General features: G+C 51.1%; 20 protein-coding genes and 1 tRNA gene. 15 read left to right on the forward strand and 6 right to left on the reverse strand.

What is annotated here, in order from left to right:
* The first annotated feature begins 14 nt into the window (after positions 1 to 14).
* The 4 genes from VF399_08360 (at position 15) to VF399_08375 (ending at position 3,292) form a co-directional block, all read left to right on the forward strand.
* Positions 15 to 98, forward strand: a tRNA-Leu gene (locus VF399_08360).
* 212 nt (positions 99 to 310) lie between these two features.
* Positions 311 to 1,894, forward strand: a complete 1,584-nt coding sequence (locus VF399_08365; protein ID HEX7320354.1) for a hypothetical protein — start codon at positions 311 to 313, stop codon at positions 1,892 to 1,894.
* A gap of 127 nt (positions 1,895 to 2,021) precedes the next feature.
* The gene (locus tag VF399_08370; GenBank protein HEX7320355.1) at positions 2,022 to 2,588 is read left to right on the forward strand and encodes an isoprenylcysteine carboxylmethyltransferase family protein; all 567 of its coding nucleotides are present in this window, start codon (positions 2,022 to 2,024) and stop codon (positions 2,586 to 2,588) included.
* Positions 2,585 to 3,292 (forward strand): coenzyme F420-0:L-glutamate ligase, encoded by a 708-nt coding sequence (locus VF399_08375; protein ID HEX7320356.1) that lies wholly within the window; start codon positions 2,585 to 2,587, stop codon positions 3,290 to 3,292. The genes VF399_08370 and VF399_08375 overlap by 4 nt, the downstream gene beginning before the upstream one ends.
* A gap of 62 nt (positions 3,293 to 3,354) precedes the next feature.
* Here VF399_08375 and VF399_08380 read toward each other — a convergent pair whose 3' ends face one another.
* The 6 genes from VF399_08380 to VF399_08405 form a co-directional block, all read right to left on the reverse strand.
* Positions 3,355 to 5,481, reverse strand: coding sequence for a PBP1A family penicillin-binding protein (locus tag VF399_08380; GenBank protein ID HEX7320357.1), 2,127 nt, complete (start codon positions 5,479 to 5,481; stop codon positions 3,355 to 3,357).
* Positions 5,450 to 6,526 carry a sn-glycerol-3-phosphate ABC transporter ATP-binding protein UgpC gene (gene ugpC / locus VF399_08385; protein ID HEX7320358.1) on the reverse strand — a complete coding sequence of 359 codons (1,077 nt, stop codon included), beginning with the start codon at positions 6,524 to 6,526 and terminating at the stop codon, positions 5,450 to 5,452. Before ugpC ends, VF399_08380 begins: the two co-directional genes overlap by 32 nt.
* 40 nt (positions 6,527 to 6,566) lie before the next feature.
* A complete protein-coding gene (gene accD, locus VF399_08390) occupies positions 6,567 to 7,394 on the reverse strand; it encodes an acetyl-CoA carboxylase, carboxyltransferase subunit beta (GenBank protein ID HEX7320359.1) in 828 nt (275 codons plus the stop codon).
* Positions 7,395 to 7,536: 142 nt separating this feature from the next.
* Entirely contained in the window at positions 7,537 to 8,529 is a 993-nt protein-coding gene (locus VF399_08395; protein HEX7320360.1) for an aspartate-semialdehyde dehydrogenase, read from the reverse strand.
* 9 nt (positions 8,530 to 8,538) lie between these two features.
* Complete coding sequence (locus VF399_08400; GenBank protein HEX7320361.1) at positions 8,539 to 9,423, reverse strand: phosphoribosylaminoimidazolesuccinocarboxamide synthase; 885 nt, start codon at positions 9,421 to 9,423, stop codon at positions 8,539 to 8,541.
* Positions 9,416 to 9,829 carry a hypothetical protein gene (locus tag VF399_08405; GenBank protein HEX7320362.1) on the reverse strand — a complete coding sequence of 138 codons (414 nt, stop codon included), beginning with the start codon at positions 9,827 to 9,829 and terminating at the stop codon, positions 9,416 to 9,418. The genes VF399_08400 and VF399_08405 overlap by 8 nt, the downstream gene beginning before the upstream one ends.
* Before the next feature lie 328 nt (positions 9,830 to 10,157).
* Between VF399_08405 and VF399_08410 the strand changes: the two genes are divergently transcribed.
* The 11 genes from VF399_08410 to VF399_08460 all read left to right on the forward strand — a co-directional run bounded on the left by VF399_08410 (position 10,158) and on the right by VF399_08460 (position 23,477).
* Positions 10,158 to 11,810, forward strand: coding sequence for a FlgD immunoglobulin-like domain containing protein (locus VF399_08410; protein HEX7320363.1), 1,653 nt, complete (start codon positions 10,158 to 10,160; stop codon positions 11,808 to 11,810).
* A complete protein-coding gene (locus tag VF399_08415; protein HEX7320364.1) occupies positions 11,804 to 13,180 on the forward strand; it encodes a PorV/PorQ family protein in 1,377 nt (458 codons plus the stop codon). Before VF399_08410 ends, VF399_08415 begins: the two co-directional genes overlap by 7 nt.
* A gap of 3 nt (positions 13,181 to 13,183) precedes the next feature.
* Positions 13,184 to 15,661 carry a tetratricopeptide repeat protein gene (locus tag VF399_08420; protein HEX7320365.1) on the forward strand — a complete coding sequence of 826 codons (2,478 nt, stop codon included), beginning with the start codon at positions 13,184 to 13,186 and terminating at the stop codon, positions 15,659 to 15,661.
* 67 nt (positions 15,662 to 15,728) lie between these two features.
* Positions 15,729 to 16,382 carry a MotA/TolQ/ExbB proton channel family protein gene (locus tag VF399_08425; GenBank protein HEX7320366.1) on the forward strand — a complete coding sequence of 218 codons (654 nt, stop codon included), beginning with the start codon at positions 15,729 to 15,731 and terminating at the stop codon, positions 16,380 to 16,382.
* Positions 16,379 to 16,816: a biopolymer transporter ExbD gene (locus VF399_08430; GenBank protein HEX7320367.1), complete on the forward strand. Its 438-nt coding sequence runs from the start codon at positions 16,379 to 16,381 to the stop codon at positions 16,814 to 16,816. The genes VF399_08425 and VF399_08430 overlap by 4 nt, the downstream gene beginning before the upstream one ends.
* A 2-nt stretch (positions 16,817 to 16,818) precedes the next feature.
* Complete coding sequence (locus VF399_08435; protein ID HEX7320368.1) at positions 16,819 to 17,235, forward strand: biopolymer transporter ExbD; 417 nt, start codon at positions 16,819 to 16,821, stop codon at positions 17,233 to 17,235.
* A 6-nt stretch (positions 17,236 to 17,241) separates the two neighbouring features.
* Positions 17,242 to 18,183, forward strand: coding sequence for a TonB family protein (locus VF399_08440; protein HEX7320369.1), 942 nt, complete (start codon positions 17,242 to 17,244; stop codon positions 18,181 to 18,183).
* Between the two features lie 21 nt (positions 18,184 to 18,204).
* Complete coding sequence (locus tag VF399_08445; GenBank protein HEX7320370.1) at positions 18,205 to 19,074, forward strand: hypothetical protein; 870 nt, start codon at positions 18,205 to 18,207, stop codon at positions 19,072 to 19,074.
* A 109-nt stretch (positions 19,075 to 19,183) separates the two neighbouring features.
* Complete coding sequence (locus tag VF399_08450; GenBank protein HEX7320371.1) at positions 19,184 to 19,732, forward strand: zf-HC2 domain-containing protein; 549 nt, start codon at positions 19,184 to 19,186, stop codon at positions 19,730 to 19,732.
* The gene (locus VF399_08455) at positions 19,720 to 21,060 is read left to right on the forward strand and encodes a polymer-forming cytoskeletal protein (GenBank protein HEX7320372.1); all 1,341 of its coding nucleotides are present in this window, start codon (positions 19,720 to 19,722) and stop codon (positions 21,058 to 21,060) included. The genes VF399_08450 and VF399_08455 overlap by 13 nt, the downstream gene beginning before the upstream one ends.
* Positions 21,057 to 23,477 (forward strand): S49 family peptidase, encoded by a 2,421-nt coding sequence (locus tag VF399_08460; GenBank protein HEX7320373.1) that lies wholly within the window; start codon positions 21,057 to 21,059, stop codon positions 23,475 to 23,477. Before VF399_08455 ends, VF399_08460 begins: the two co-directional genes overlap by 4 nt.
* Positions 23,478 to 23,769: the final 292 nt, after the last annotated feature.

A 23,769-nucleotide genomic window follows, 5' to 3' on the forward strand; every position in this document is an offset into this window, starting at 1 on the left:
ATATTATTTGCAAAGCCGGGGTGGCGGAATTGGCAGACGCACTAGGTTCAGGACCTAGCGCTCGCAAGGGCATAGGGGTTCAAATCCCCTCTCCGGCATAGTTACGAATAAAACGAATTTAAGCAGACGAATGATACAAATAAAACCTAATTGCGAATTATTCGAATATTAAAAAGGCGAATAACACGAATTGAAACAACCCATAGTAGACGAAAACCATATCATATATGCAGACCTATCATATAAAATAGTTATGAAAGAATTGTCATTCGTTGAATTCGCTATCATTCGTTTAACAAATTAGTAAAGCATGGCAAAATATCTGTGGCGTATCGTTTTTGCTCTACTTGTTATCTACCTTCTTTTCTATGTTGTAAATTCGATCCTGATCATTGTCTATCCTTATCAAATATCATACCCGGAAGGTTTCTTGCTGAACCAGGCGTTCACTATCGCCCAAGGCAGACCGATCTATAATGGCATCACCGATTATCCCTTTTTAGTGGCAAATTATCCTCCTGTTTACCCCTATCTCTGCGGTCTTTTCGTCAAGCTCTTCGGCGTTTCGTTCGCCTGGGGCCGGATCATCTCATTTCTCGCCATTATTGCCTGCGCTTATTTCATTTATGATATTTGCAGGAATGCCCCCCTTACCCTTTCTCCCTTACGGGACACCAATCATTATCCCCCCCACCCTAACCCTCCTCCCACAGGGACACCAAATATAATGAAAGATCCTTTTCCACGTTGCCCTCAAGGGGGGAGAAAAAAGGAGGGGGTGCAATGTTGCCACGATGAGCGAGGGATGGAAATAAATACCAACGGACACCGGCAGCGTGCTAGTCTAATTACTTCCCTGCTATTTTTGGCTTCACCATACGTGTACAATATAACTACCCAGGTCCGGGTTGACGCGTTGGCGCTTTTTTTGAGTATTTTTGGTATCTGGTTCGCGCTTAAGAATATCAATAAAAAAATCATGTACCTTTCGGCCCTGTTTTTTGCAGCCGCGCTTTTCACAAAACAAACATATGCGGCCGCCCCGATCGCATTTGCTGTTTATTTATTTTTCATAAACCGAACCCGCGGCTTTTTATTTATTGTCATGACTCTCTTATCCTATTCGGTCGTATTTTTAGTTTTTAATACCCTAACCGCTGGCGAACTATACCGAAATAACGTGCTGTATAATGCCAATCCTTATAGTTTCCTGTTCGCCATCAAAATGTACGCGTCTCTATTAAAGACGCATCTGATATTGATCACTCTTTCCATCGCTTATATGATCTTTTCACCGGTCAAAAAACACATCCTGTCGTTCTTTTCGATTTATTTCATCGTCGCGGCGCTGGTCGCGCTTTCCATCGGCAAGATCGGTTCCAATGTCAATTACTTTCTGGAACTTATCGCGGCAGGAAGCATCGTCGTTGGCTTGTGCGCTAACGAACTAATGGAAAATACCAAAACACAGCTGATCCTGCCTGCTTTGCTTATCGCACAACTGATCCTGTTCGCGCATCTCCCGTTCATCACCGGCAAAACACCATCTAAAATCGACCGCGAAACAGGACAGCGCATATCAACGATGATCCAGGCTGCTCCAGGAGATATCATTTCCGAAGACGCAGGAATTCTGATCCTGAATAACAGAAAAGTGCTTTACCAGCCGTTCGAATTTACCCAGCTTAAGAACCAGGGGCTTTGGGATCAGAGCCGGTTCGTACGGGACATCGATATTCAAAAATTTAGTCTGCTTATTCTTGGATCTGATACTCAGGGATCTTATGATGAAGAACGATTCACACCTGAAATAGTCGCGGCGATTGCGAACAGCTACATGCTGAAGGAAAAGATCGGGGATTGGTATATATATAAACCAATAAAAAATGAATAGAACTGGGATTGCTTCCCCTCCGTACCTCGGGACACCATTTATCCCTCACCCCTACCCTCTCCCTTACAAAGGGAGAGGAATAAGGTGAGGGTTGAATTTATAAGGTTGCGCACAAAGCTTGCTCGCAATGACAGAACAGAAAAACATCTTACGAGCAGGTAATTTTTTTTTCCGTTACAGAGCTGTTATTGCCGTACCGTTCTTTATCGCCCTGGTGTTACTATCCAAACGCCCTTATTCCTTGGTCGTACCTGTTGTCCTAACGCTGGTTGGTCTGGCAGTCCGGTCATGGGCTGCGGCATACGTCGGCAAAGGTTCGCGGGGCACTACGATCCTGGCCGAATACAGGATCGTCAATGGTCCATACCGGTTCTACCGGCACCCCATCTATCTCGGCAACTTACTGCTGGTGTACGGGACGGTTGTATTGTTTAATCCTGGTGTGCTGTTTTCAATACTGGTGATCTTTCTTTTTCTCGTTGAATACAGCATCATCATCAAAACCGAGGACGAGTACCTTATAAATAAAGAACCTAAAATGGTACGGTTCAGTTTCCAGAACTTAGCCCATGAACTGTCGACGCTCCTCGTCATGATCGTCATCTACTTGATCTATGTATTGAGGTTTGTGGTTTTTTCACGGATTTTACCCGTATTGACATTGTCATGTGCTCTGATATACTTTCAAAAATGAACGGTTCCTGGCAACCGAACGAAGGAAAAAAGCTCAACATCGAACTCGCAGGCGTTTTATATTCGCGCCTGCCCGTAAAAACCCACGTCATCAGCGCCGGCGACGATCTTTTCAAGATCGTCGATGAGTACGTCAAACCTCACCTGCAGGCCGGCGATATGATCTTTATCAGCGAACGCGTCGTTGCCATCACCCAGGGACGGGCTTATCCAATAAAGGATATCAAACCCTCGTGGTTAGCCAGGTTCCTGGTCAAGTTCGTCTACAAGTCACCTCACGGCATCGGTCTGGGCAGTCCCTGGACCATGGAGCTCGCCATCCGGGAAGCAGGCGCATTCATTATCCTGCTCGCCGCCATGGTCTCTGCCGTGACCAAACTTTTCGGCATCAAGGGAATGTTCTACGTGATCGCGGGCAAGCGGGTCGCCGCGATCGACGGTCCATGCGATTATACCCTGCCGCCTTACAACCAGTACGCGAAACTTGGTCCTAAAAATCCGAACAAGGTCGCCCGGTTATTGAAAGAAAAATTCGGTCATGAGGTGGTAATAATCGACGCCAACGACCTGGGGGTCGTCGTGCTGGGCAGATCCAGCAAAAATATTACGGAGCAGTTCGGCAAGAACGTTTTCCGCGATAATCCCTTAGGACAATCCAGCCAGCAAACACCGCTGTGTATCGTGAGACGAGTATCTAATAATTAGTATCTGTTTATTTTTTGGGATTTTTTTCTAATTACTAATCACTACTTACTAATTACTGTTGTTTAGTATCCCTGCAGCGCCGATTTGTCGATCTTTTCGAACTCGACTTCTTCTTCGATCCGGTCGGCGAACGAGTGCACATCGCACTTATTCTGGGGTTCGGTACCCGCGATAAAAGCTTCATCCTTGGGTTTGGGGCAGTAATCGGTGGCGATCAGACCGGATGTCTGGCAGATTTTGCACCAAACAATGTTATCCGGGATCGGGAAATCACCGGTCATAAGGGTATCGATCTGCTTCATGATATCGCCCCAGATCGGCGCGGACACGACGCCGCCCGTGGCACCCCGGTAGATGCGCTGGTTGTCGTCAAATCCGATCCAGATGCCGGCCGTGTATTTGGGCGTGAACCCGACGAACCAGGCGTCCGAGTAATTATCAGTGGTGCCGGTCTTGCCCGCAGCCGGGCCCCGGTAGTATTTCCGGACCTCGATCCCGGTCCCGTTGTCAACGACCGATCTCATCAAATTGACCATAACATAGCTGATCGGCGGCGATAGCCGGCGTTCGGATTCCGGCTCATTACGCTCGATGACCGTACCGTCCTTGTCGGTTATCCGCCTTATGAATATCGGTTCGTTCTCCACGCCCATGTTGCCGATCGTGCTGAACGCGCTGGTTAGTTCAAGCAGGGTCACGGTGCAGCTGCCCAGCGCCAGCGAAACCACGGGCAGGAGGGGCGATTTGATACCAAGCGCATGCGCATACCTGACGACCAGGTCCGGGCCGATCGTTCTGATCAACCTGATCGCGACCAGGTTCCGCGAAAGCGCGAGCGCCCTGCGCAGCGTGATCGGACCAAGGAATTCGTGATCATAATTGGACGGCCGGTAGATGCTGTCCTGACCCGGAACCTCGAGCACGATCGGCAGATCGAGCAGAACATCGGCGGCCGTGAACCCGTTATCGATCGCTGCCGCAAAGACAAATATCTTGAAAGCGCTGCCGGTCTGCCGGCGCGCCTGGGTCGCCCGGTTGAACTTGCTCTGGGCAAAATCGCGTCCGCCCACCAGCGCTTTCACCTCGCCGGTATGCTGGTCCAGGATCACAACGGCGCCCTGGACATAAGGCGTCGCGTTCAAAGAATCATCGATACCGATCGAATCGATCTTGGATTTTGAGTTCTTGAATTTGTATTCTTTCTCCATTTGCGCAAGGTGTTTTTCCAGGACCGCCTCGGCGACCTTTTGCATTGTAGTATTCATCGTCGTGTAAATATTGGCGCCGCTCCGGTAGAGGAATTCGCCGCCGTATTTCATTTCAAGATGACGCCGCAATTCCTCCATGAAATATTCGCCGACTGCCTTTTGGGGTTTATGCTCCACGACCGCGAGCGATTCCTGGACCGCTTTTTCATATTCCTCTTCCAAAATGATATGTTCCTTCAGCATTTCCTTCAGCACGAGGTTGCGCCGCGTCCGCGCGCGGTCCGGATACTTGTATGGAGAATAGCTTTCCGGCGACTTTGGCAGCGCGATCAGGAGCGCGCATTCGTTAAGGTTCAGATCCTTGACCTTTTTATCGAAATAATAGCGCGCCGCGGTCTCCACGCCATACCGTCCCTGGCCAAAATTCACCTGGTTGAAATATTTTTCCAATATTTCGTCCTTGGTATACGCCTTTTCGATGCGTATCGCCAGCATGATCTCCTTCATTTTGCGCAGGAGTGTCTTTTCCTGGGTCAGGAACATGTTCCGGGCGAGCTGCATGGTGATGGTGCTGAACCCCTGTTCCGCCCGCAAGTGCAAAATGTTCACGATCAATGAACGGAGCAGAGCCTTGATGTCCACGCCCCAGTGCTGGTAAAAAAGCTTGTCCTCGATGCAAATGAAACCTTTTTTCAGGTAGTCGGGGACTTCGGCAAAGTTCGTTAATTCGCGGCGCTCGATAAAAAATTCGCCGATTTGAATATTGTCCTGGTCAAAGATCTTCGTCGCCACCGGCGGGTTGAACATCGCGATCGATTCAACCGGCGGCAAGCCCCGGACCACGGCCATGTATGTCCCGGCGCCGAAACCAACGGCGAGCGACGCCGCCAGGATCAGGATCACTCTCAAGCGGTGGCGCTTTTTACCGCTGGCTTTCATAAGGTTTTCCTTATGCTCGAAGTGATTTTTCGCTTTTTCCATCGAAAATGTACAGCCGGTCAGGGCTGATCCTCAATTGCAGCTCGCGGGCGACCTGGGGAGTGCAGCCTTCAGGCACCCGGGCCTGGAACAATGCATCGCCGAATTTTCCATAAACATAGGTCTCGCCGCCAACGGGTTCGATCATTTCCACCATGATGGGAACTGGCGTGCCGGCGGCATCGAACGAAAAATCAGCCGGTCTGATCCCGACGATCAGTTCCTCGCCCAGATATTTTTTGTATTTTGTATCCAGCGCCATCGCGCAGGAGTGGTTGCTCAAGATCAGGGAGCCGTCGTGCATCGTCACTTTTCCTCGGAAAAAGTTCATCGGCGGCATTCCGATGAAACTGGCAACGAAACGGTTTTCCGGTTTATGGTATATATCATGGGGATTGCCGATCTGCTGGACCTCGCCGTCACTGAGCACGACGATCTTTTCGCCCAGCGTCATCGCTTCAACCTGATCATGGGTCACATAGATCACCGTGGACCCTAATTTTTTATGAAGACGGGCAATCTCTGTCCTCATCTGGACCCTGAGCTTGGCATCGAGATTCGACAATGGTTCATCGAAAAGGAATAATTTCGGCTGCCGGACGATCGCCCGGCCCAGGGCGACCCGCTGGCGCTGACCGCCGGAAAGCTGCCTGGGTTTTCTCTTCAGCAACCCCCTGATGTCAAGGATATCAGCGGCTTTCATCACCATATCTTCGATCTGGGCCCGCCGGTAATTGCGCATCCGCAACCCGAACGCCATATTGTCATAGACGGTCATGTGCGGATACAGCGCATAGTTCTGGAAGACCATCGCGATATCGCGTTTATGGGGCGGGACATCATCGACCATCATGCCGTTTATATAAATATGGCCGCCGGATATATCCTCAAGGCCGGCGATCATGCGCAGGATCGTGGTTTTGCCGCATCCAGATGGGCCCAGCAGGACGGCGAACTCACGGTCAGCCACGGTAAAATCGACCCTGCTGACGGCCGGCACGTTCTTTTCAAAAACCTTGGTCACATTTTCAAGTTTGATCTCAGCCATGATGCGTCGATTTCACTATCGATCTTGATAAACTGATTATCTATTTCGGCACGACGATATTCAATATCCGGACCAGAGTGTTCTTCAAATCTTTCCTCGATACGAGCATGTCGACAAGCCCGTGCTCGATCATGAATTCTGAGCGTTGGAAACCCGGCGGCAGTTTTTCGCCGATCGTCTGTTCTATGACCCGCGCACCGGTAAAACCAAGCAGCGCGCCTGGTTCCGCGATGATGATATCACCCAGCGAAGCGTACGATGCCATGACGCCGGCGGTCGTGGGGTTGGTCAGGATGGAGATGAACAGGATCTTCTTCTGCGCCAGCAAGGCCAGTTCGGCAGAAGTCTTTGACATCTGCATCAGGGAAAATATCCCCTCTTGCATCCGGGCGCCGCCCGAGGTGGACAGGATAATGAGCGGGACCTCTTTTTCGCAGGCCAAACGTACGCTGCGCGCGACCTTTTCACCGATGACCGAACCCATGCTGCCGCCCATGAACCTGAAATCCATCGCCGCGAATACGACCAGCCGGCCGCTGATCTTGGCCTGACCGTAGATCACACCGTCCTTAAGACCGGTTTTTTGCTGGTCTCGCTTTATTTTCTTTTTGTATTCCGGGAATTCAAGGGGATCGGCTGATTCCAAATCGGCATCATATTCTTCAAAACTGCCCTCATCAAGCAACAGGCTGATATAATCCGTGCAGTTTATCCTGAAATGGAAATTACATTTGTGGCAGATCCACAGGTTTTTTTCCAGCTCATTGCGGTACAGGATCTCGCCGCAACTGTCGCACTTGACCCAGATGCCTTCGGGCAAAACCAGCTTTTCCTCGGGTTTTGCCTGAACTTTCTTTTTAAACCACATGTGTTATTTTACCGTGTTTTGTGGAAAAGTCAAGGGTAAGGCAGATCAGCGATGGTTTATGGTTGAACCATGTAGGGCAAGGCTTTCCTCCAGAACCGGTGGTTCCTGCGGAACCTGAGGTTAGCCTTGCGGAATGCCGATATTACAGCAGTTCGGCGATCTGGACCGCGTTCAAAGCCGCGCCCTTGCGCACGTTGTCGGCAACGATCCACATGGCCAGACCGTTCTCGAACGCCGGATCTTTGCGGATCCGGCCGACAAAAACCTCGTCCCGGCAGGCACACTGGACCGGTACGGGGTAATCCTTGTCTTCCTCCAGGACAACAACACCCGGAGCGGTCTTCAGCAGTTCCTTCGCTTCATTGACCGAAACCGGCTGCTCCAGATCGATCGACACGGCTTCGCTGTGGCTGATCAGAACCGGGACCCGAACACAGGTCGGTGATACCAGAATCCCGTTATCCTCGAATATCTTGCGCGTCTCGTTGATCATTTTGTTCTCTTCCTTGGTGTACCCGGCCTCGTCAAAGTCGCCGATCTGCGGTATCACGTTGGCGCCGATTGGATGCGGGAAAACACTTTCCGGGAATTTCTCGATATTCACGCCCATGGCAAGATACTCGTGCTCCAGCTGCAGCTCCTCGATCGCATCCTTTCCGTAACCGGAGACCGATTGGTAGGTGGCGACAAAGATCCGGCGGATCTTGAACTTTTTGTGCAGCGGCCATAACGGCACCAGCATCTGGATCGTCGAGCAATTGGGATTGGCGATTATTCCCTTATGTTCCTTGATCCTTTGAGGATTGACCTCAGGGATCACCAGCGGTACGTCCGGATCCTCGCGGTATGCCGCCGAATTATCGATCACGACCGATCGGCCCGCGAATTTGGGAACGATCTCCCTGGATAGATCCGTGTCCAGGCATCCAAAGACGATATCTGCCTTGTCGAGGAAACTCTCGTACTCAGCAAGGATATCAAATTCGCGGTCCCTGAATATCACCTTCTGTCCTTCACTGCGCTCGGATGCGAACGGGAATAATTCATCCATCAGGAAATTCCTCTGTTCGAGGATCTTGATGACTTCCTGCCCGACCAAGCCAGTGGCTCCCAGCACCGCGACATTTCTCATGATCACTGTCCTTTAAAGGTTCTTACCGGTCAACCGCGTAAAGGCTTCCTTGTACCGCGAGACGGTTTTTTCAACGATTTCGGCGGGTAGATCAGGCGGCGGCGAATTTCGGTCCCATTTGACGCTTATGAGATAATTTCTGACGAACTGTTTGTCGTATGAAGGCTGGTCCTGTCCGGGTTTGTATAATCCCGCTTCCCAGAAACGGCTTGAATCCGGGGTAAAGATCTCATCCGCGAGCATGATCTTCCCGTCGGCCAGGCCAAATTCAAATTTCGTATCGGCGATGATAATACCCCTTTTCAGCGCGTAGTCATGGGCAAAAGTATAAAGTGCGATACTTTTTTCGCGCAGCTGCGCGGCGTGTTCTTTGCCAATGAGCTTGGCCGCTTGTTCGAAAGTTATATTTTCGTCATGCCCGGATTCGGCTTTTGTCGCCGGCGTGAAGACCGGTTCGGCGAATTTATCGCACTGTTTCAAGTTTGCGTATTTTACACCGGTCACCATACCCGTTGCCTGATAATCCTTCCACGCTGAACCCGAGATGTAGCCGCGCACAACGCACTCGACCGGGAATACTTTGACCTTCTTTACCAGCATGGAGCGGTGTTGCAGCATATCCCGGTGTTTTTTCAAAGCCGTAGGGTAGGCGTCGATATCGGAAGTTATCAAATGGTTCTCCGTGATATGCCTGGTTTTTTCAAACCAGAACACGGATAGTCCGGTCAGGATCCGGCCCTTTAAGGGGATCAGCGTAGGCAGGACCCAGTCAAATGCCGAGATGCGGTCGGTCGCCACGATCAGGATGCGATCATCGACGCTGAATACTTCCCGTACTTTTCCGGACTTGAATTTTTTAAATCCTTCGATGTTCAATGTACTGATCGCTTCATTCATAGAATGTTATGTCCTTCACCGCGCTCAAGACCGCAAAGATCCTTTCATTGTTGCTTTCGGGATCTAGCGGGGTAAAAAAGAAACCGCGGCGCTGGGGCGAATAACCGAGGGTCAGGCCGTAGAGGGTCTCACCGTCGTTGAATTCGATCTTTACTTTCTTACCGACAAGGTTCTTATCTTTAAATTCTTCAAAAGTCTTTTTGGCCACGGGGCGCGACCTTGATTTGCCCAAGAGTTCTTTGACAAAAAACACCGCTTTTAAGTTGATAAGCTTGATGGGCAGAGATTTATCCCTGTTTTCTTCTTTCGTGATCACATGGAATACCTCTTTGTGCGACTGGAAATCAGTGGTATAACCGCGTTCGATGTGACCATCAAGATAATGCACTACTATCCTATTTGGCATAGGTCATTATACATTTTTTTTTAGTATTGTCAATGTGATATCCCACTTTATCATAATTGCACTTTTGTGCATGGTCTGCGAAATTTGTCATGTCTCCTATTTATTATATATATATTATAATAAGAAATTTCAGGACTTAAGTATTTTGTAACAGGCATAACTATTGCATAATCAATACTATTAGATATGTTCTATAGCATTGACAACGGATTTTATCTATATATAATTTTTAATATTTTATGCCGACTCAATTTAAAGGATTCATGGTTCAGTTCAGACTTAAATCTGCGATGATGAATTCGAAATTGAGGACAAAAGGAGGCTTACCTTGCTTTCAATCATAAGCTTGTTCATTTGCAGTCAACTTCTTGATCACTTCGGTTTTGCCACGATAAATTCCCCGCAAACGGTTGGAGATTCTTTTTCTGTCACTATGTATGCTTTCGATGCCGCCAATCAGATCGTGACCACTTATAACGGACATCCATACGTCTATACATCGCTTGGTCCTGCCTATTGCTTTAAACAGGTCACATTCACGAACGGAACATGCACGGATAGCATGATGGTCACGCTCGCGGTAGTACTGTCGCTGGTCTGCGACGATTATGCGGGGCATACCGGTCAATCAAACAGTTTCACTGTTCAACCAAATGTACCTATAAAATTGCTGTCCCTTGTGCCCAACCAGACCCATGAACCGGGCACGCTGGCCGGCAAGTCAGGGACAGTTATTGGACAGACTGCCGGAGAGCAGTTCGCGATCACGGTTTATGTCACTGACCGATACTCAAATATCATCGATACGACGAACCACACGGTGAACTGCGCGAGCAATGATCCATTCATCTCGCCCCCGTCAATTCAAACGACTAATGGAATCGCTAATTTTTCATTGGCCTTTCGGACCGCTGGATCAAGGATAATGATCTTCCGCGATGTGACCAACCCGTCGATAAAAAGCGATACATCATCAACGGTAACCGTTTATGCCGCCCAATACTCAAGATTGCTCGTACTCCTGCCGGGTGATACACTCCTGCCCGGCGATACCACACATTCCATCATGAACACGCCGGGAAAATCCGGAGTGACAAACGACCAGTACGTATCCGAAGACTTTGTTATTATGGTCTATGCAACTGATACCATGTGGAACCGGACGACTGCTTCGGGATATCTCATCCAGCTTTCTGGTTCGTCGAGCTTTTCCAATCCTGCTCCTCAAAACCTTAGCAACGGAGAGGCGCAGTTCCTGGCGCAATTCACTACCAGCGGTGAAAAATCAGTATCTGCAACGGATATCACCAACAGCATCGTCAGTTATGAAAACCCGGTGACCATACTGGCACGCGCCAGTGATTTTATCATCACCGTGGATCCCGATACGATCTCACCGGGAACGTATGCCATTATTGGGGCCACTGTTAATGACCGGAACGGCACACCGATAGAAGGTAAACTCGTGTCTTTTTCAATGATTGCTGGCCACGGATTTATAGTACCTCCTTTCGAGGCGGTCTATACGAATTCTGGAGGTTATTGCCAGTCTCAGTTCGCGGTGTCATCAGGGTATTTCAATGAAATGGACACTATCCTGGTCAGTGCCGATAACTATGCAGAATCCACTACCTGTTATGTTATAATCCCGGATTCCACGGTGATGGAAGGCAATCTTGTTGCCTTCCCGAATCCGTTCGGTTCGATCAGTTCCGGCCGCCAGACGCGATTCATGTATTACCTCTCAAGCAGCTGTAACGTAATATACGCGATCTACGATCCGTTCGGGAACCTCGTTCATCGCGAGGATATCGCCCCGGGCCAGAACGGAGCTCGCCAGGGCCTTAATGTCATAACCTGGGATGGCCGCAATGACAAGCACAAGCGCGTTGCCAGCGGGATCTATTATGTCGTCTTCAAAGGCTACATGCATACCAATATCTTTCTGGAAAAAAGAATAAAGGTGGGTGTGATATGGTAATCCGCAAACTCGCAGGAAACGCAGGATCATTACATTCGCAGGAAACGCAGGAAGCGGCTCCTGCGAGCCGAAGGCGATACTGCAAGCGCAGCGATACTGCCGTTCTTTTTTTACTACTTACTGTCTTTTTACTAACTTCTGTCGCTAACGCTCAAGACGGCGGCATTGCCGGCGCGTTCCTTAACTACGGCGTGAGTCCCAGGACTCTCGCCATGGGCAAGGCGTTCACGGGCCTGGCTGATGACCAGGAGGCGACCTACTATAATCCCGCCGGTCTTGCCCAGCTTTATTCCCATAATGTCAAAATGTCTTATCTGGAGTTATGGGGCGGCCGGCTTGAATATCTCGGCTATGCCCTGCCCACGCGTCGGGTCGGCACAATCGGCATCAGTGTTCTCAATTTTGGCGTTGATGATATCGATTCCCGCGATGAAAATATGAACGAATATTCAGATATCAGGTATTCGCTGAACTGCGTTATTTTTTCCTACGCATTCCAGCCGGTAAAACTGTTCAGCATGGGAACTAATTTTAAGTTCGTCACCACGAAACTCGCACAGTGGGGTGCCATGGGCATTGGCGGTGATGTCGGGCTGTTCATCCTGCCACGTACCAATTACACTTTCGGGGTAACTGTCCAGAACTTATTCGGACCGACATTGAAGCACACGGATGCGTCAGTGACAGAAGCTGACGAGTACCCGCCGACCTTCCGGATCGGCGGCGCCATAAAACTATACCAGGGCAAGGCCGTGATCGTGACCGATGTCGTAAAAAATATTCTGGACTACACGAGCGTAGAGCCGCATTTTGGGCTTGAATTCATTCCCATAATGCCGCTTTTGACCCTGCGGGCGGGGTTTGATAAGAACACGGTCAACGCCGGCATCGGTCTGAAAAAAACCTGGGGCAAGATGACGCTCGGCGTTGACTATTCGATCGAACTGCACCATAGCTCAAGCTACCTGCTGCCATATCGCCACAAGATCGGCCTGGCGACCGATTTCGGCGGGTTCCGCACCTGGATCGACGCCACGCCCAAGCAATTCTCGCCGACACCCGGACGCAAAGAGAACGTCGCCTGGCTTGACATCCATTATTCGTCAAAACGCGAGATCGTTCGCTGGCAGATCGTCATCAAGAACAGCTACGGCGAGATCGTTCGTACTTATGCCGGCTGGGATGCTCCTCCATTGAGATTGAACTGGGACGGTCTTGACGACGTCGGCCGGCTTGTTGCCGACGGCTGCTACAACTACGAGATCGTCATTATTGATAAGGGCGGCGAGACCATCAACTTCAGCGACCATCTTACGACCATTAAAACCCTGGGACCCCAGGGTGAGATCGAATTCGTCCCGCAGGAATAAAGCATGGTGCTGATATATTTTCTAGCGGCGCTAAACTATCCTCAGCTGGTCAGTGAATACGAGATCGCGCACCAGCTTTTTCTGCAGGAAAATTACGCCAAGGCAGCTGATTACTTCGGCGTGATCCTCAGTAAATACGAAGGGACCGAGTTCGATGACGAGATCCGCTTCCGGCTTGCCGAGTGCTACTTCAATCTCAAGGATTACGAAAACGCAAAAAAGCATTTTGAAACAATACTGAACCGGAAAAAGTCCACCTACCTCGAACCCGAATGCATGTACGCGATCGGACTGATCGACATCCTGCAGAACAATTACAAGGAAGCGGAGAATACCCTGCAGAAACTCCTCAAGAACCCCGCTTACCAGCAGGAAGAACGCGCTAATTTTGCCCTGGGCGTGCTGTACTATTTCCGCAACAGTTTCCAGGAAGCCCGGGACAAACTGGCCGGTATCAATTTGCAGGAAGCCCGGTTCTATTACGGCAAGACGCTTTCGCGGCTTGGCAACCCGCTCGAAGCCATCAGCATCTTCAAGCAGATAATCGATGAATCACCCAACACGCCGATTGCGGTCCTGGCCGAATTTTCGCGTGCCGAAGCCCTGTTCTATAACCGGGATTATGACGGTGCGAAGATCAAGTTCTGGGATTTTATCCTCAACTACCCCACCTCCGTGCTCGTCGATTACGCTCATTTCTTTTATTCCGCTTCGCTCATTCATTACGGTGACTACACGACCGCTTCGGAACACCTCCTGTCCTTGACGCGCCATCCCAATAACCTGATGGCGGCGCACGCCAATTATTTCCTCGGTATCTGCAGGATGAACCTGGGTGACGGCCTGGGCGCGGTGAGTTCCTTCCAGAAGGTCCGTGCCAATTACCCCAACACGCAGATATCGTCCTACGCCAACCTCCAGCTCACGCGCGCGCTGCTCGTGGACGGGGACACCATGCAGGCGCTGGTCTCGGCCTCGCAGCTGTCCGTCATGTTCGCCTCGGGCGACCTTGCCAGCGTCGGGGAGTATCTCACCGGCATGATCTATTTCTATAAGGAAGATTACACCCACGCCGCGTCGTTCTTTGAGGCGCTGCTGGGCAAGTATCACAATTCCACGCTGCGCGAACCTGCCGCCAGCATGCTGCTGTACTCGCTCAATAACTTGAAAGAGTTCAACCGTTCGGTCACGTTCGGCAGCAAGTACATATATGATTTCCCTGATGAACCGAGTGCCTGGCGGGGACGGACCATGTACTTTCTTGGCGATGCGTACTACTTCAATAAAAGTTACCCCGAGGCCGAGAAGGAATATCTTAAGGTTACCAAGGATTATTTCGGGCTGGAACTGACACCGTATGCCAAAATCGGGCTCGCGTACTCCCTGTACAACCAGGACCGGGCTAAGGAAGCCAACGAAATCTTCGCGGGCATGAGCAAAACGCCGTTCGATGATTCTACCCTGATCCAGTCGATCTACCTGGGCATGGGCTATTCGTTCTTTAACATGGGCGAATTCCTTAAAGCAATGGAAACATTCGAAGCCGTATACAACACGTATCCCAAGGATGAACAGTGCGCGATCCCGGCCCTGTTCTACTCCGGCATGTCGTACTACAACCTTCAATATTATCTCAATGCCATCCAATCATGGGAAAAGCTGATCGGCACTTACCCGTTATCCGAGAAAGCGGCCGAGGCCGGCTTCCGCACCGGTGACACTTATTTCAAAGCCCTTGAGTATGAAAAAGCCCGCGCCATGTTCCGCTGGGTAGTAGAAAACCATCCTTTGAACGATTTTGCGCGCTCCTCCCAGCTCGCTTTGGCGCAGAGTTATTACAACGAACAGAACTATGACGAATCGATCCGTGAGTTCCAGAAATTCCTGGACCTCTTCCCGACATCGGTAGAGGCGCTCGCCGCCCGCAAGGGCATGGAGCAGTGTTATTACCAGAAGGGGCTGGCATCCACGGAAGCGATGCAGGTCTTCGTGGATAAATTTCCCCAGAGCGAACTGGCAGCGGATGGCCAGTATCAGATCGCGGGTAAATCCTTTGAAGACAAGAATTACGAAAAGGCTTTGGACGAGTATCTGAAGGTGGTCGTGAATTTCCCGGCATCGTCATACGCCGTCGACGCATTGCTCCTCGCGGCCGAGTGCGCGGTGAACCTTGAGAACTGGCAAAAATCATCCGAACTCTACAAGCGCTATCTGAGCTACTTTCCCCAGGGCAAGGAACGAGACGGCGTCTATTTCAACCTGGGCACGTCATATTTCAATCTTAAGGATTACGGGTTGGCTTTGACCAGTTTCAAGGTCGTGGTCGATTCTTTCCCACAATCACAGTACCAGGAAAACGCCGCGCACAACATCGAAGTCTGCGGGAAATTACTCGGTGAACCCGGGGTCAGCACGGGCGTTTTGGATTCGCAAGAACCGACCACGACGGACACCACCAAGACCAGCGGGAGTAGCCAATAATGGCAGACCATAGACGCACTTTCATGAACAGTCAAGCATTAATTACAATCATAAAGGAGGCAAAAACATGATTGCAGGCATCAGTCTGGTTGAGCTTATGAAGATCAGCTGGGTTTTCGACATTCTGCTCGCTTGTTCAGTGCTCGCGGTCGCGGTTATGCTCGAGCGGCTCTGGCACTTTCGCCGGATCAAGTTGAATCCCACGCAGTTTATGGAACGCATCCGGGCTTCAGCGGTTCAGGGTAAATACGAGGACGCGATCAATTTCTGCACATATCATAACACGCCGCTGACCAATGTCATCAAGGTGGGACTGAGCAACCGTGATAAGCTGCCGGACAATATTTCCGAGCTCATGGAATCCGCCCGCATGCTGGAACGGATCACCCTGGAACGCTTCCTGGGCGTCCTCGGGACCCTTGGCAACTCCGCTCCGTTCATCGGATTGCTGGGTACGGTCATCGGGATCATTCGCGCGTTCAAGCTTCTTGAAGTCGCCGGGTCAGCCGGACCAACCGCGGTCATGGTCGGGATCGCTGAAGCGCTGGTAACGACCGCGATGGGCTTATTTGTCGCCATTCCCTGCGCCATCATGTTCAACTACTTCATGAATAAAGTGAAGAATTTCTACACGGAAATGGATGTGGCAAGTAAAGAATTAATGGTCATCATCAGGGAAAATCTGCACAAGAAACAGTTGGCGGGAGAAATAAAACAATGAAGAAAAAACACGATCCGGAGTTTAATCCGCCGATCACCGACATCAATGTCACGCCGCTGGTTGATGTATGCCTGGTGCTGGTCATCGTCTTTCTTATTTTTGCACCGGCCATCTACCTGTCCGGCATCTCGGTGACCAGGGCAAAGGCATCCAAAACAGAAACAACCACGGATGCGCCGACCGAGGTCAAGGTCAATGTGTACCTGCCGAGTGATGGACGGATAATCCTCAACGAGGAGGAAGTAACACCGGAAAAGTTCACCGAACTCATGAAAGAACTTCTCATGCGCAGCCCCACCAAGACCGTCACGGTCAGTGCCGATCCCGAAGTCATCCATGACCGGGTGGTCAACGTACTTGACCTGGCTCGACAGAACGGCGCCATCAATCTATGCTTGCTCAAGCGCCGCGCAGCAGAACCGACAGGGAGGTAAGCATGGCAATGCAGGGTGGCAAAGGTTCGGACCAACCGATCACCGACATCAATGTCACGCCGCTGGTTGATGTATGCCTGGTGCTGGTTATTATTTTCATGGTAACCGTGCCGATCATGATGGTGACATCGCCTCTATCGGTCGATCTGCCGCAGGCAAAGACGATCGAAGCACGGGAAGATATGAATATTTCGATCGCCATCAATCCTGAAGACCGAATCGCGGTGGATGAAAAAGAAGGTGCTTTGGAAGATATACCCCAGCTCCTCAGCGACGCCTTTCAGAAAAAAGGTTATGACAAGATGATAATCATCCGCGCGGACCGCAATGTGCTGCACGGGCGGGTCCTGGAAATAATGGACGTGGTAAAGAGACTCGGCGGAACACGCATTTCCGTCGCCACGATCCAGAAACAGTAGGATACCATGGCGCTATTATACCGTCGCACAATGCCCAAACGGATGTACAATTTTTTCATGTTCTCGGTGCTGGCGCACCTCGCTATTTTCCTGTTTGTCGGCTCCCATAAAACCACCGATTCTGGTGTTTTTATCACTGAGATCACCTACGAAGAAGAAACATCCCAGATGCCGGAAGCGCTCAAACCGCAATCGCGCGTCGGATACCTGATACCGCCCAGCAATTTTGATGACATGGCCCGTGGTGTTGAAGGCGCAGGACCGTCGGGCGTCGGCGGATACGGCGATGCTTCAACTCAGGCCGTTGTCGACCTGAGCACGACGATCGACCGCTCACAGGCGACGATAAACCTCAACAGCTATGATGAAGGCGATGAAGGAGCGCTCGCGGTCGTGCACATCGCCAGTAAGGGTGGTAACGTCAAGACGACTGAGGAGATTCTTGCTGAAAGACCTATTTCTCTATCTAAGAATCTGCCCCGGGGGACTGGCGGGACCGGCTCTATGCGTGTGGGCAGCACGATCGGGATCACCCAGCAGACCCCGGCGATAAATATCGACAAGAGACCGCCGCCGCCGACCACGACGAATATCGGCAAGCAGGTGGAAAAACAGGTCGAGCAAAAATTGAAGGTGGAGACCGGTTCAGGAACGCAGATCTCCCTGGCCGGACCGATCGCGAGCCGCGGGATATTGAAGAAACTGCTGCCCAATTATCCGTCCTGGTGCTTAAGCCAGGGCATATCCGGTGTCGTGAAAATAAAGATCTGGGTCGAACCATCAGGTAAAGTCCGCGAAGGCGCGCTGATCGAGTGTTCATCCGGCTACCCCGACCTGGACCAGGCCGTGGTCAACGCTCTTAAGGCCTGGCTTTTCGCGCCGCTGCCCGGTACGGTCGTTCAGGAATCACAGTGGGGCGTGATCACATTCCGCTTCGTCTGTGGCTGATGCAACGATAAAAGGAGTCCCATGATTTTCTTAATACTCTTGGCTTTGGTTGCGCAACAGGATACGCTCACCCCGCCAAAAAGTGAACATGAGATCGGTGAAGAGGTCATCAAGGGTACGATCAAGATGACGATCCAGGACCCTAAACTTTACCTGTATCCGCCGATCAAACCGTTCGCGCCCCTGGAATCGATCATCTCGCAGGAGCGATACATATTCGACGACAAGCTCTACGCGGCGATCGACGCGATGAACACACCGATCCTGTACCTGCACAGCGAATATCTCAGGATACCGCTGGTCACCAGGTTGATGTACGGGAACATCGCGCTGTTCGTCCCCAGGTTCGAAAAAACCGTTTCTTCATGGGAACTGGTCATCACCGACGCCAACGGACAGGTCGTCCGCAGGTACGCCCAGCGGGGTCTGCCGCCGACTTCGCTGTTCTGGGACGGCCGGACCGATAATGGCGAAATGTGCAATATGGGAGAAGTTTATAACTATGTTTTCACCGCGTTCGACGCGGTTGGTAATCAAACCCGCATACCAGGCCGTTCTTATACCTTCAACGGCGTTGTTTACGATGAAAAAAGCACCAAGACAATAGCCGTCTCATCGGGCGTGCTGTTCAATGAAAGTTCACAGATCCTGACGCGCGACGCCGCTTCGTATCTGGACGAAATCGCCAACATCATAAAGAACAGCTATAAAAAGGAAGTCGTCATATATTCCTATTCCGAATCCGAAGCTTTGGCAAAGTCGAGGGGCGAAGCAATAATGAACGAAATTATCAATCGCGCGGTCCTGCCCAGCAAGGCGATCAAAACCGCGCCGCGATTTATCCCGGGGCTGTTGCCAAAATATTCAAAGATTGAGATCGTCGTTCAGTAATCCCTGCGTTTTCGTAAAAGTAACGAAATTTCAGTGATTATCTGTATAAAATACGGTAAGTATTGCAAAATGTGAAACTTTTTTCCTCCTTCCACGTATAACTAAGTGTATGGCAAACCACAAAGAGATCGAAAGCCTCATCCAAAAGAAACTGGACCGGGAGATCACCGATGCTGAAATGCATGGTTTAAAAGAACATCTGACCCAGTGTCCTCAATGCCGTAAGTTATACGAAGAAATGTGTGGGGTTGAACAAGGATTGAGTTCGCTCATTGAATTTTTCCCGGCACGCGATTTCAATTTGAAAGTACTCGCCGAACTCGGCATTGCTCCAGCCAGGACAACAGTCGGGAGACCTCTGGCATGGGCAAGACTGACCGGGGTTCTTGCCGCTGCCTGGATAATATCACTGATCGGATTCCTGGTCTCTCCATTACCCAGAATGCTGCTGGGAAAGGCGCTGTTATCCACGCCCATGTTGGTGAATGTCTTTGAAAAGATATCGATCCTCTTCACTGGGCTTAAAGAACTCGCCGTTCCCTTCATAAAAACCAGTTTCAATCCGCTCATACCCATGCTTGGAGCCATTGCTTCGATCATAGTTGTTTATGCTTTAGGCAAAATCATCCAAAAGAAGGAGGAAACATGCAGAGCTTAATTGCCTTGGTATTCGTAATGCTGCAGGCGGCTGGTTCACAGGCCGGCGCTGATCAATCGATATTCGGTAATTCCTATGTCCTGCCCGAAGTGGTGGCGACCGCCAAAAGGGCGCCTGACAACATGGAATCGGTTTTTGGTAATTCCTATGTGCTGCCCGAAGTGGTCGTGACCGCGAAAAAAGATTCTCACGAAAACAACCAGAGCGCCACCCATGACAACGCGCTGACTGAATTGCCGTCGGTCATGGCCCTGGCGTACCGGCATTCGCTGAGAACCATCAACCCCATGCTTTTTCTTTATGATATTACCCCGAAACTTGCCTTTGCCGAGGACACAGGCGGCGTGAATGTCGAAGTTTCTCCTCATATGACCAGCCCCATCAGCGGCGAGTTTTACGTTGATACCAACGAAACCATAGACCATGACGTATCAATCACCGGCGGTACCGCGGTCGTGGATGGCGTGATCGATGGTGATCTTGCGGTCATGGGCGGTGAAGCTGTTGTTAACGGCAGCGTGACCGGAGAGGTCGCGGTATTCGGCGGGAATCTGAGGATCAACGGTATTATTGAAGAAGACGCCGCGGTATTCGGCGGAACGATCAAAAACCATGGCACGCTCTCAGGTGATCTGGCCGTGATCGGTGGAAACGTGGAATTGGACTCGGGCTCGACCGTGAGCGGGGATATCGTCGTCATCGGCGGCACCGTTGAACAAGACAGTAATGCCGTGATCGAAGGCGAGATCAAGACGGTCAAGATGCCGCTGAGCAGGCTGGTTCCCCGGATCAGTAAATTGTTCAGACTGGGCCCTCAGCTCGATGTCATGTCCGCCGTTGTCAGCCGTGTTGTTATTCTCGGGATAATCGCCGTCTTTTATCTCCTTTGCCTGCTCGCCCTGCTCATCTTCCCAGGCGCCATCGAGAAAATAAACATCAAAGTGCGCGATGAATTCTGGATCTCGCTTGCCATCGGCGTGGCGATCATTATCGCCATCATCCCGGCGATAGTCCTCTTTGCCATTTCCATCGTCGGCATCCCACTCATCTTCCTGCTGCCAATAGCGCTCGCGGTCGCCGGCATATTCGGCTTTGCCTCGCTCTCATCAGTGGTCGGCAAGCGTATCTGCGAAAGCGCCAAGTGGAAGATCGAGAGCCGCGTCGGCGTTTTCAGCATCGGATGGCTCGCGTTAATGGCCATCAATATCATTGCGGGTGCTATCCACTTCCCGTTGATCACCATCATCGGCATATCCATCCTTTGGATCGCTTGGACCATCGGTCAGGGCGCGGCGACATATACCATATTTAAAAAGGAGTCAAAGTGAGAACCGCGCTGGCTATAGTCTTTCTGGCAGTATCTTTGACCATGATACCCGGGCAGTCAACCATGCCCGGGTATCTGCTTCAGCGGGAATTCAGCCTGGCGCCGGCGGCGGCGATGGGCTATGGATTGTACGGATTCGACAACCCTGCGGTCCTGAATTACCTGCATCAACCTGATCTTTATTTTACCTGGATAGACACTACCGGCAAAGTCTTCAACGCTGAAAACTGGGGATTGTTCATGGCCGTGCCGAACCTGAGCTTTGGGATGATGCGGCGCGAAAATTTATTGGGTCGCGTTTACGATTACCGGATCAGCCATTCGTTCGGTTCGCGAAAAGCGAGCCTGGGCTTGGGTTTTGGGTGGTCTTCAGGCGATGTTGATATATTTGAACGTTCCAATGTTTTATCCCTCGGTACCATGATCAGGCCTGACCGCCATCTATCTCTGGGCTTGACCGGCCTTCTGGCATTATCAGGCGGTGACCGCGAAGCCACGGCTGAACTGGGTCTGAGACCTTTCGGTAACGAGCTGGTAACATTGTTCGGTGACTACAATATCCAGCGCGGCTTTGAACTGAAAGACGGGTTCTGGAGCGCCGGGCTGGCGCTGGAGCCGCTCCCCGGCGTCAGGCTCACGGCGCGGTACTTTGACGACAAAACATTCAATGCCGGTGTTCAACTGAGCCTGGGCAGAAGCGGGCTGGGATCCATGATCCATTTTGACGAGGACGGAGAGCCTGTGAACAGCGTGTACGGCATCAGGCTCGGCGCCAATGACCGCGCTCTGCTGGATCCCAGGACGGCGAAACGCTCGAGCTACCTCAAACTGGACCTCAACGGTCCTCTTCGGTACCAGCGTTTTGTCATGTTCGATAAGGCGAACACGCTCAAGGGAGTTCTTGAAGCCATCAGGGCGGCAAAGGCTGACAAAAGCATCGCCGGCATCGCCATCAACACTTCGGGCATGTACGCGAATATCGAGCTTTTGTGGGAACTGCGCGCGCAATTGGCCGATTTCAGGTCCGCGGGCAAGCATGTCGTCATTTATATCGACAACGCAAATACGGTGGATTACTATTTCGCGTCCGTGGCCGATAAAGTGGTCATGGACCCAGTCGGCATGATCGATCTGCGGGGATTAATGATGGGCAAGACATACCTGAAAGGATCACTGGAGAAACTCGGCATCGGTTTTGATGAATGGCGGTTCTTCAAGTATAAATCAGCGGTCGAGATTGTTTCGCGAGAGAATATGTCGGATGCGGACCGCGAGCAGCTCCAGGCGATCATCGACGATATGTATGATGTCATCAAAGCCGATGTTTCCAGCAGCCGCGGCTTCACGCCTGAACGTTTTGATGATCTCGTGAACAATACCGCCATATTTATGGCTAAAACAGCAATTGAAAATGGCCTGGTCGATACGCTTGGTCGCTGGGATGCGGTTGAAGACGTCGTGAAGTCGCTGGAAGGAAAAAAGAAAACTTTTATCGTGCCTTCGCAGCTGAGCTGCTACAACCTGCCTGAAGACAACAAATGGGGAGGAAAACCACAGATTGCAATCATCTATGGACTGGGTGTTTGCGCCATGGATGAAGGGATAACGGCCCGTCAGCTGGTCAAGGACGTGGAAGCAGTGACCAAGGACAAAAGCATAAAAGCGGTCGTGTTCCGCGTTGACTCGCCGGGCGGCGACGCGCTTGCATCCGATATCGTTGCCGAGGCTTTTAAAAAGTGTGCCGTGAAAAAGCCCGTTATCGTATCGCAGGGATTCGTCGCCGGTTCAGGCGGTTACTGGTTATCCATGTACGGCACCAGGATCGTTGCCGCGCCGATTACCATAACCGGTTCGATCGGCGTGATCGGCGGTTGGCTCTATGACCAGGGGTTCAAAAGCAAGCTCGGCCTGTCGACCGACAAGGTCCAGGCCGGCAAGCACGCGGACATGGAATTCGGCGCCACCCTGCCATTGCTCGGCGCTTCGATCCCGGACCGTAACCTCACCGAGGAAGAACGCGGCCGTATGGAAGCCGAGATCAAGGGTATGTACGCGGAATTCGTCCAGAAGGTCGCGGCTGCCCGGAAGAGAAGCTATGATGAAATAGAAGCTATCGCTCAGGGCCGCGTCTGGTCGGGCATCGACGGCAAAGACGTCGGGATCGTGGATACGCTTGGCGGCATGGAGCTTGCTATTTCGATCGCTAAACAGCTGGCCGGGATCGCGGAAAAAACCGAGGTCGAGATCGTCGAATATCCCAAACCCGGGCTTTTCAACGCTGACTTTTTCAAGCCCAAACTGATCGCTATCGATGAGAAAACGCAAAAGAACATCGGATTGGTAAAATTCTACTTAGACCACAACGGACAACCAATCCCTATGCTGCCCATGGAATACCAGGGCATGACCATCGAGTAAGTAACAGCTGAATTAACACCAAACCAGAGCCGGCAGGCTGATATCGCCTGCCGGCTTTTTTTTTAAATTATCATACACATCAAATTCGCCTGTCATTCCCGTGAAAACGGGAATCCAATTTTAATGCCTAGTAAAAAAGTATGTCACTGGTTTCCCGCTTCTATCCTCTCCCCCAGTCATTGCGAGCACTTCTCGTGCGCAACCTTACACCCCCTCCTTTTTCCTCCCCCCTCGAGGGCAACGTGGAAAAGGATCTTTCATTATATTTGGTGTCCCTGTGGGAGGAGGGTTA

Source organism: bacterium (assembly GCA_036382775.1).
Taxonomy (GTDB): domain Bacteria; phylum Hydrothermota; class Tepidihabitantia; order SM23-42; family JAOAFX01; genus DASVHD01.

Bases quoted from the DNA above. Each gene is read 5' to 3' on its own strand.
- VF399_08365 (HEX7320354.1), top strand. From the start codon at position 311: ATGGCAAAATATCTGTGGCGTATCGTTTTTGCTCTACTTGTTATCTAC.
- VF399_08370 (HEX7320355.1), top strand. From the start codon at position 2,022: ATGACAGAACAGAAAAACATCTTACGAGCAGGTAATTTTTTTTTCCGT.
- VF399_08375 (HEX7320356.1), top strand. From the start codon at position 2,585: ATGAACGGTTCCTGGCAACCGAACGAAGGAAAAAAGCTCAACATCGAA.
- VF399_08380 (HEX7320357.1), bottom strand. From the start codon at position 5,481: ATGGAAAAAGCGAAAAATCACTTCGAGCATAAGGAAAACCTTATGAAA.
- ugpC (HEX7320358.1), bottom strand. From the start codon at position 6,526: ATGGCTGAGATCAAACTTGAAAATGTGACCAAGGTTTTTGAAAAGAAC.
- accD (HEX7320359.1), bottom strand. From the start codon at position 7,394: ATGTGGTTTAAAAAGAAAGTTCAGGCAAAACCCGAGGAAAAGCTGGTT.
- VF399_08400 (HEX7320361.1), bottom strand. From the start codon at position 9,423: ATGAATGAAGCGATCAGTACATTGAACATCGAAGGATTTAAAAAATTC.
- VF399_08405 (HEX7320362.1), bottom strand. From the start codon at position 9,829: ATGCCAAATAGGATAGTAGTGCATTATCTTGATGGTCACATCGAACGC.
- VF399_08415 (HEX7320364.1), top strand. From the start codon at position 11,804: ATGGTAATCCGCAAACTCGCAGGAAACGCAGGATCATTACATTCGCAG.
- VF399_08420 (HEX7320365.1), top strand. From the start codon at position 13,184: ATGGTGCTGATATATTTTCTAGCGGCGCTAAACTATCCTCAGCTGGTC.
- VF399_08425 (HEX7320366.1), top strand. From the start codon at position 15,729: ATGATTGCAGGCATCAGTCTGGTTGAGCTTATGAAGATCAGCTGGGTT.
- VF399_08430 (HEX7320367.1), top strand. From the start codon at position 16,379: ATGAAGAAAAAACACGATCCGGAGTTTAATCCGCCGATCACCGACATC.
- VF399_08435 (HEX7320368.1), top strand. From the start codon at position 16,819: ATGGCAATGCAGGGTGGCAAAGGTTCGGACCAACCGATCACCGACATC.
- VF399_08440 (HEX7320369.1), top strand. From the start codon at position 17,242: ATGGCGCTATTATACCGTCGCACAATGCCCAAACGGATGTACAATTTT.
- VF399_08445 (HEX7320370.1), top strand. From the start codon at position 18,205: ATGATTTTCTTAATACTCTTGGCTTTGGTTGCGCAACAGGATACGCTC.
- VF399_08450 (HEX7320371.1), top strand. From the start codon at position 19,184: ATGGCAAACCACAAAGAGATCGAAAGCCTCATCCAAAAGAAACTGGAC.
- VF399_08455 (HEX7320372.1), top strand. From the start codon at position 19,720: ATGCAGAGCTTAATTGCCTTGGTATTCGTAATGCTGCAGGCGGCTGGT.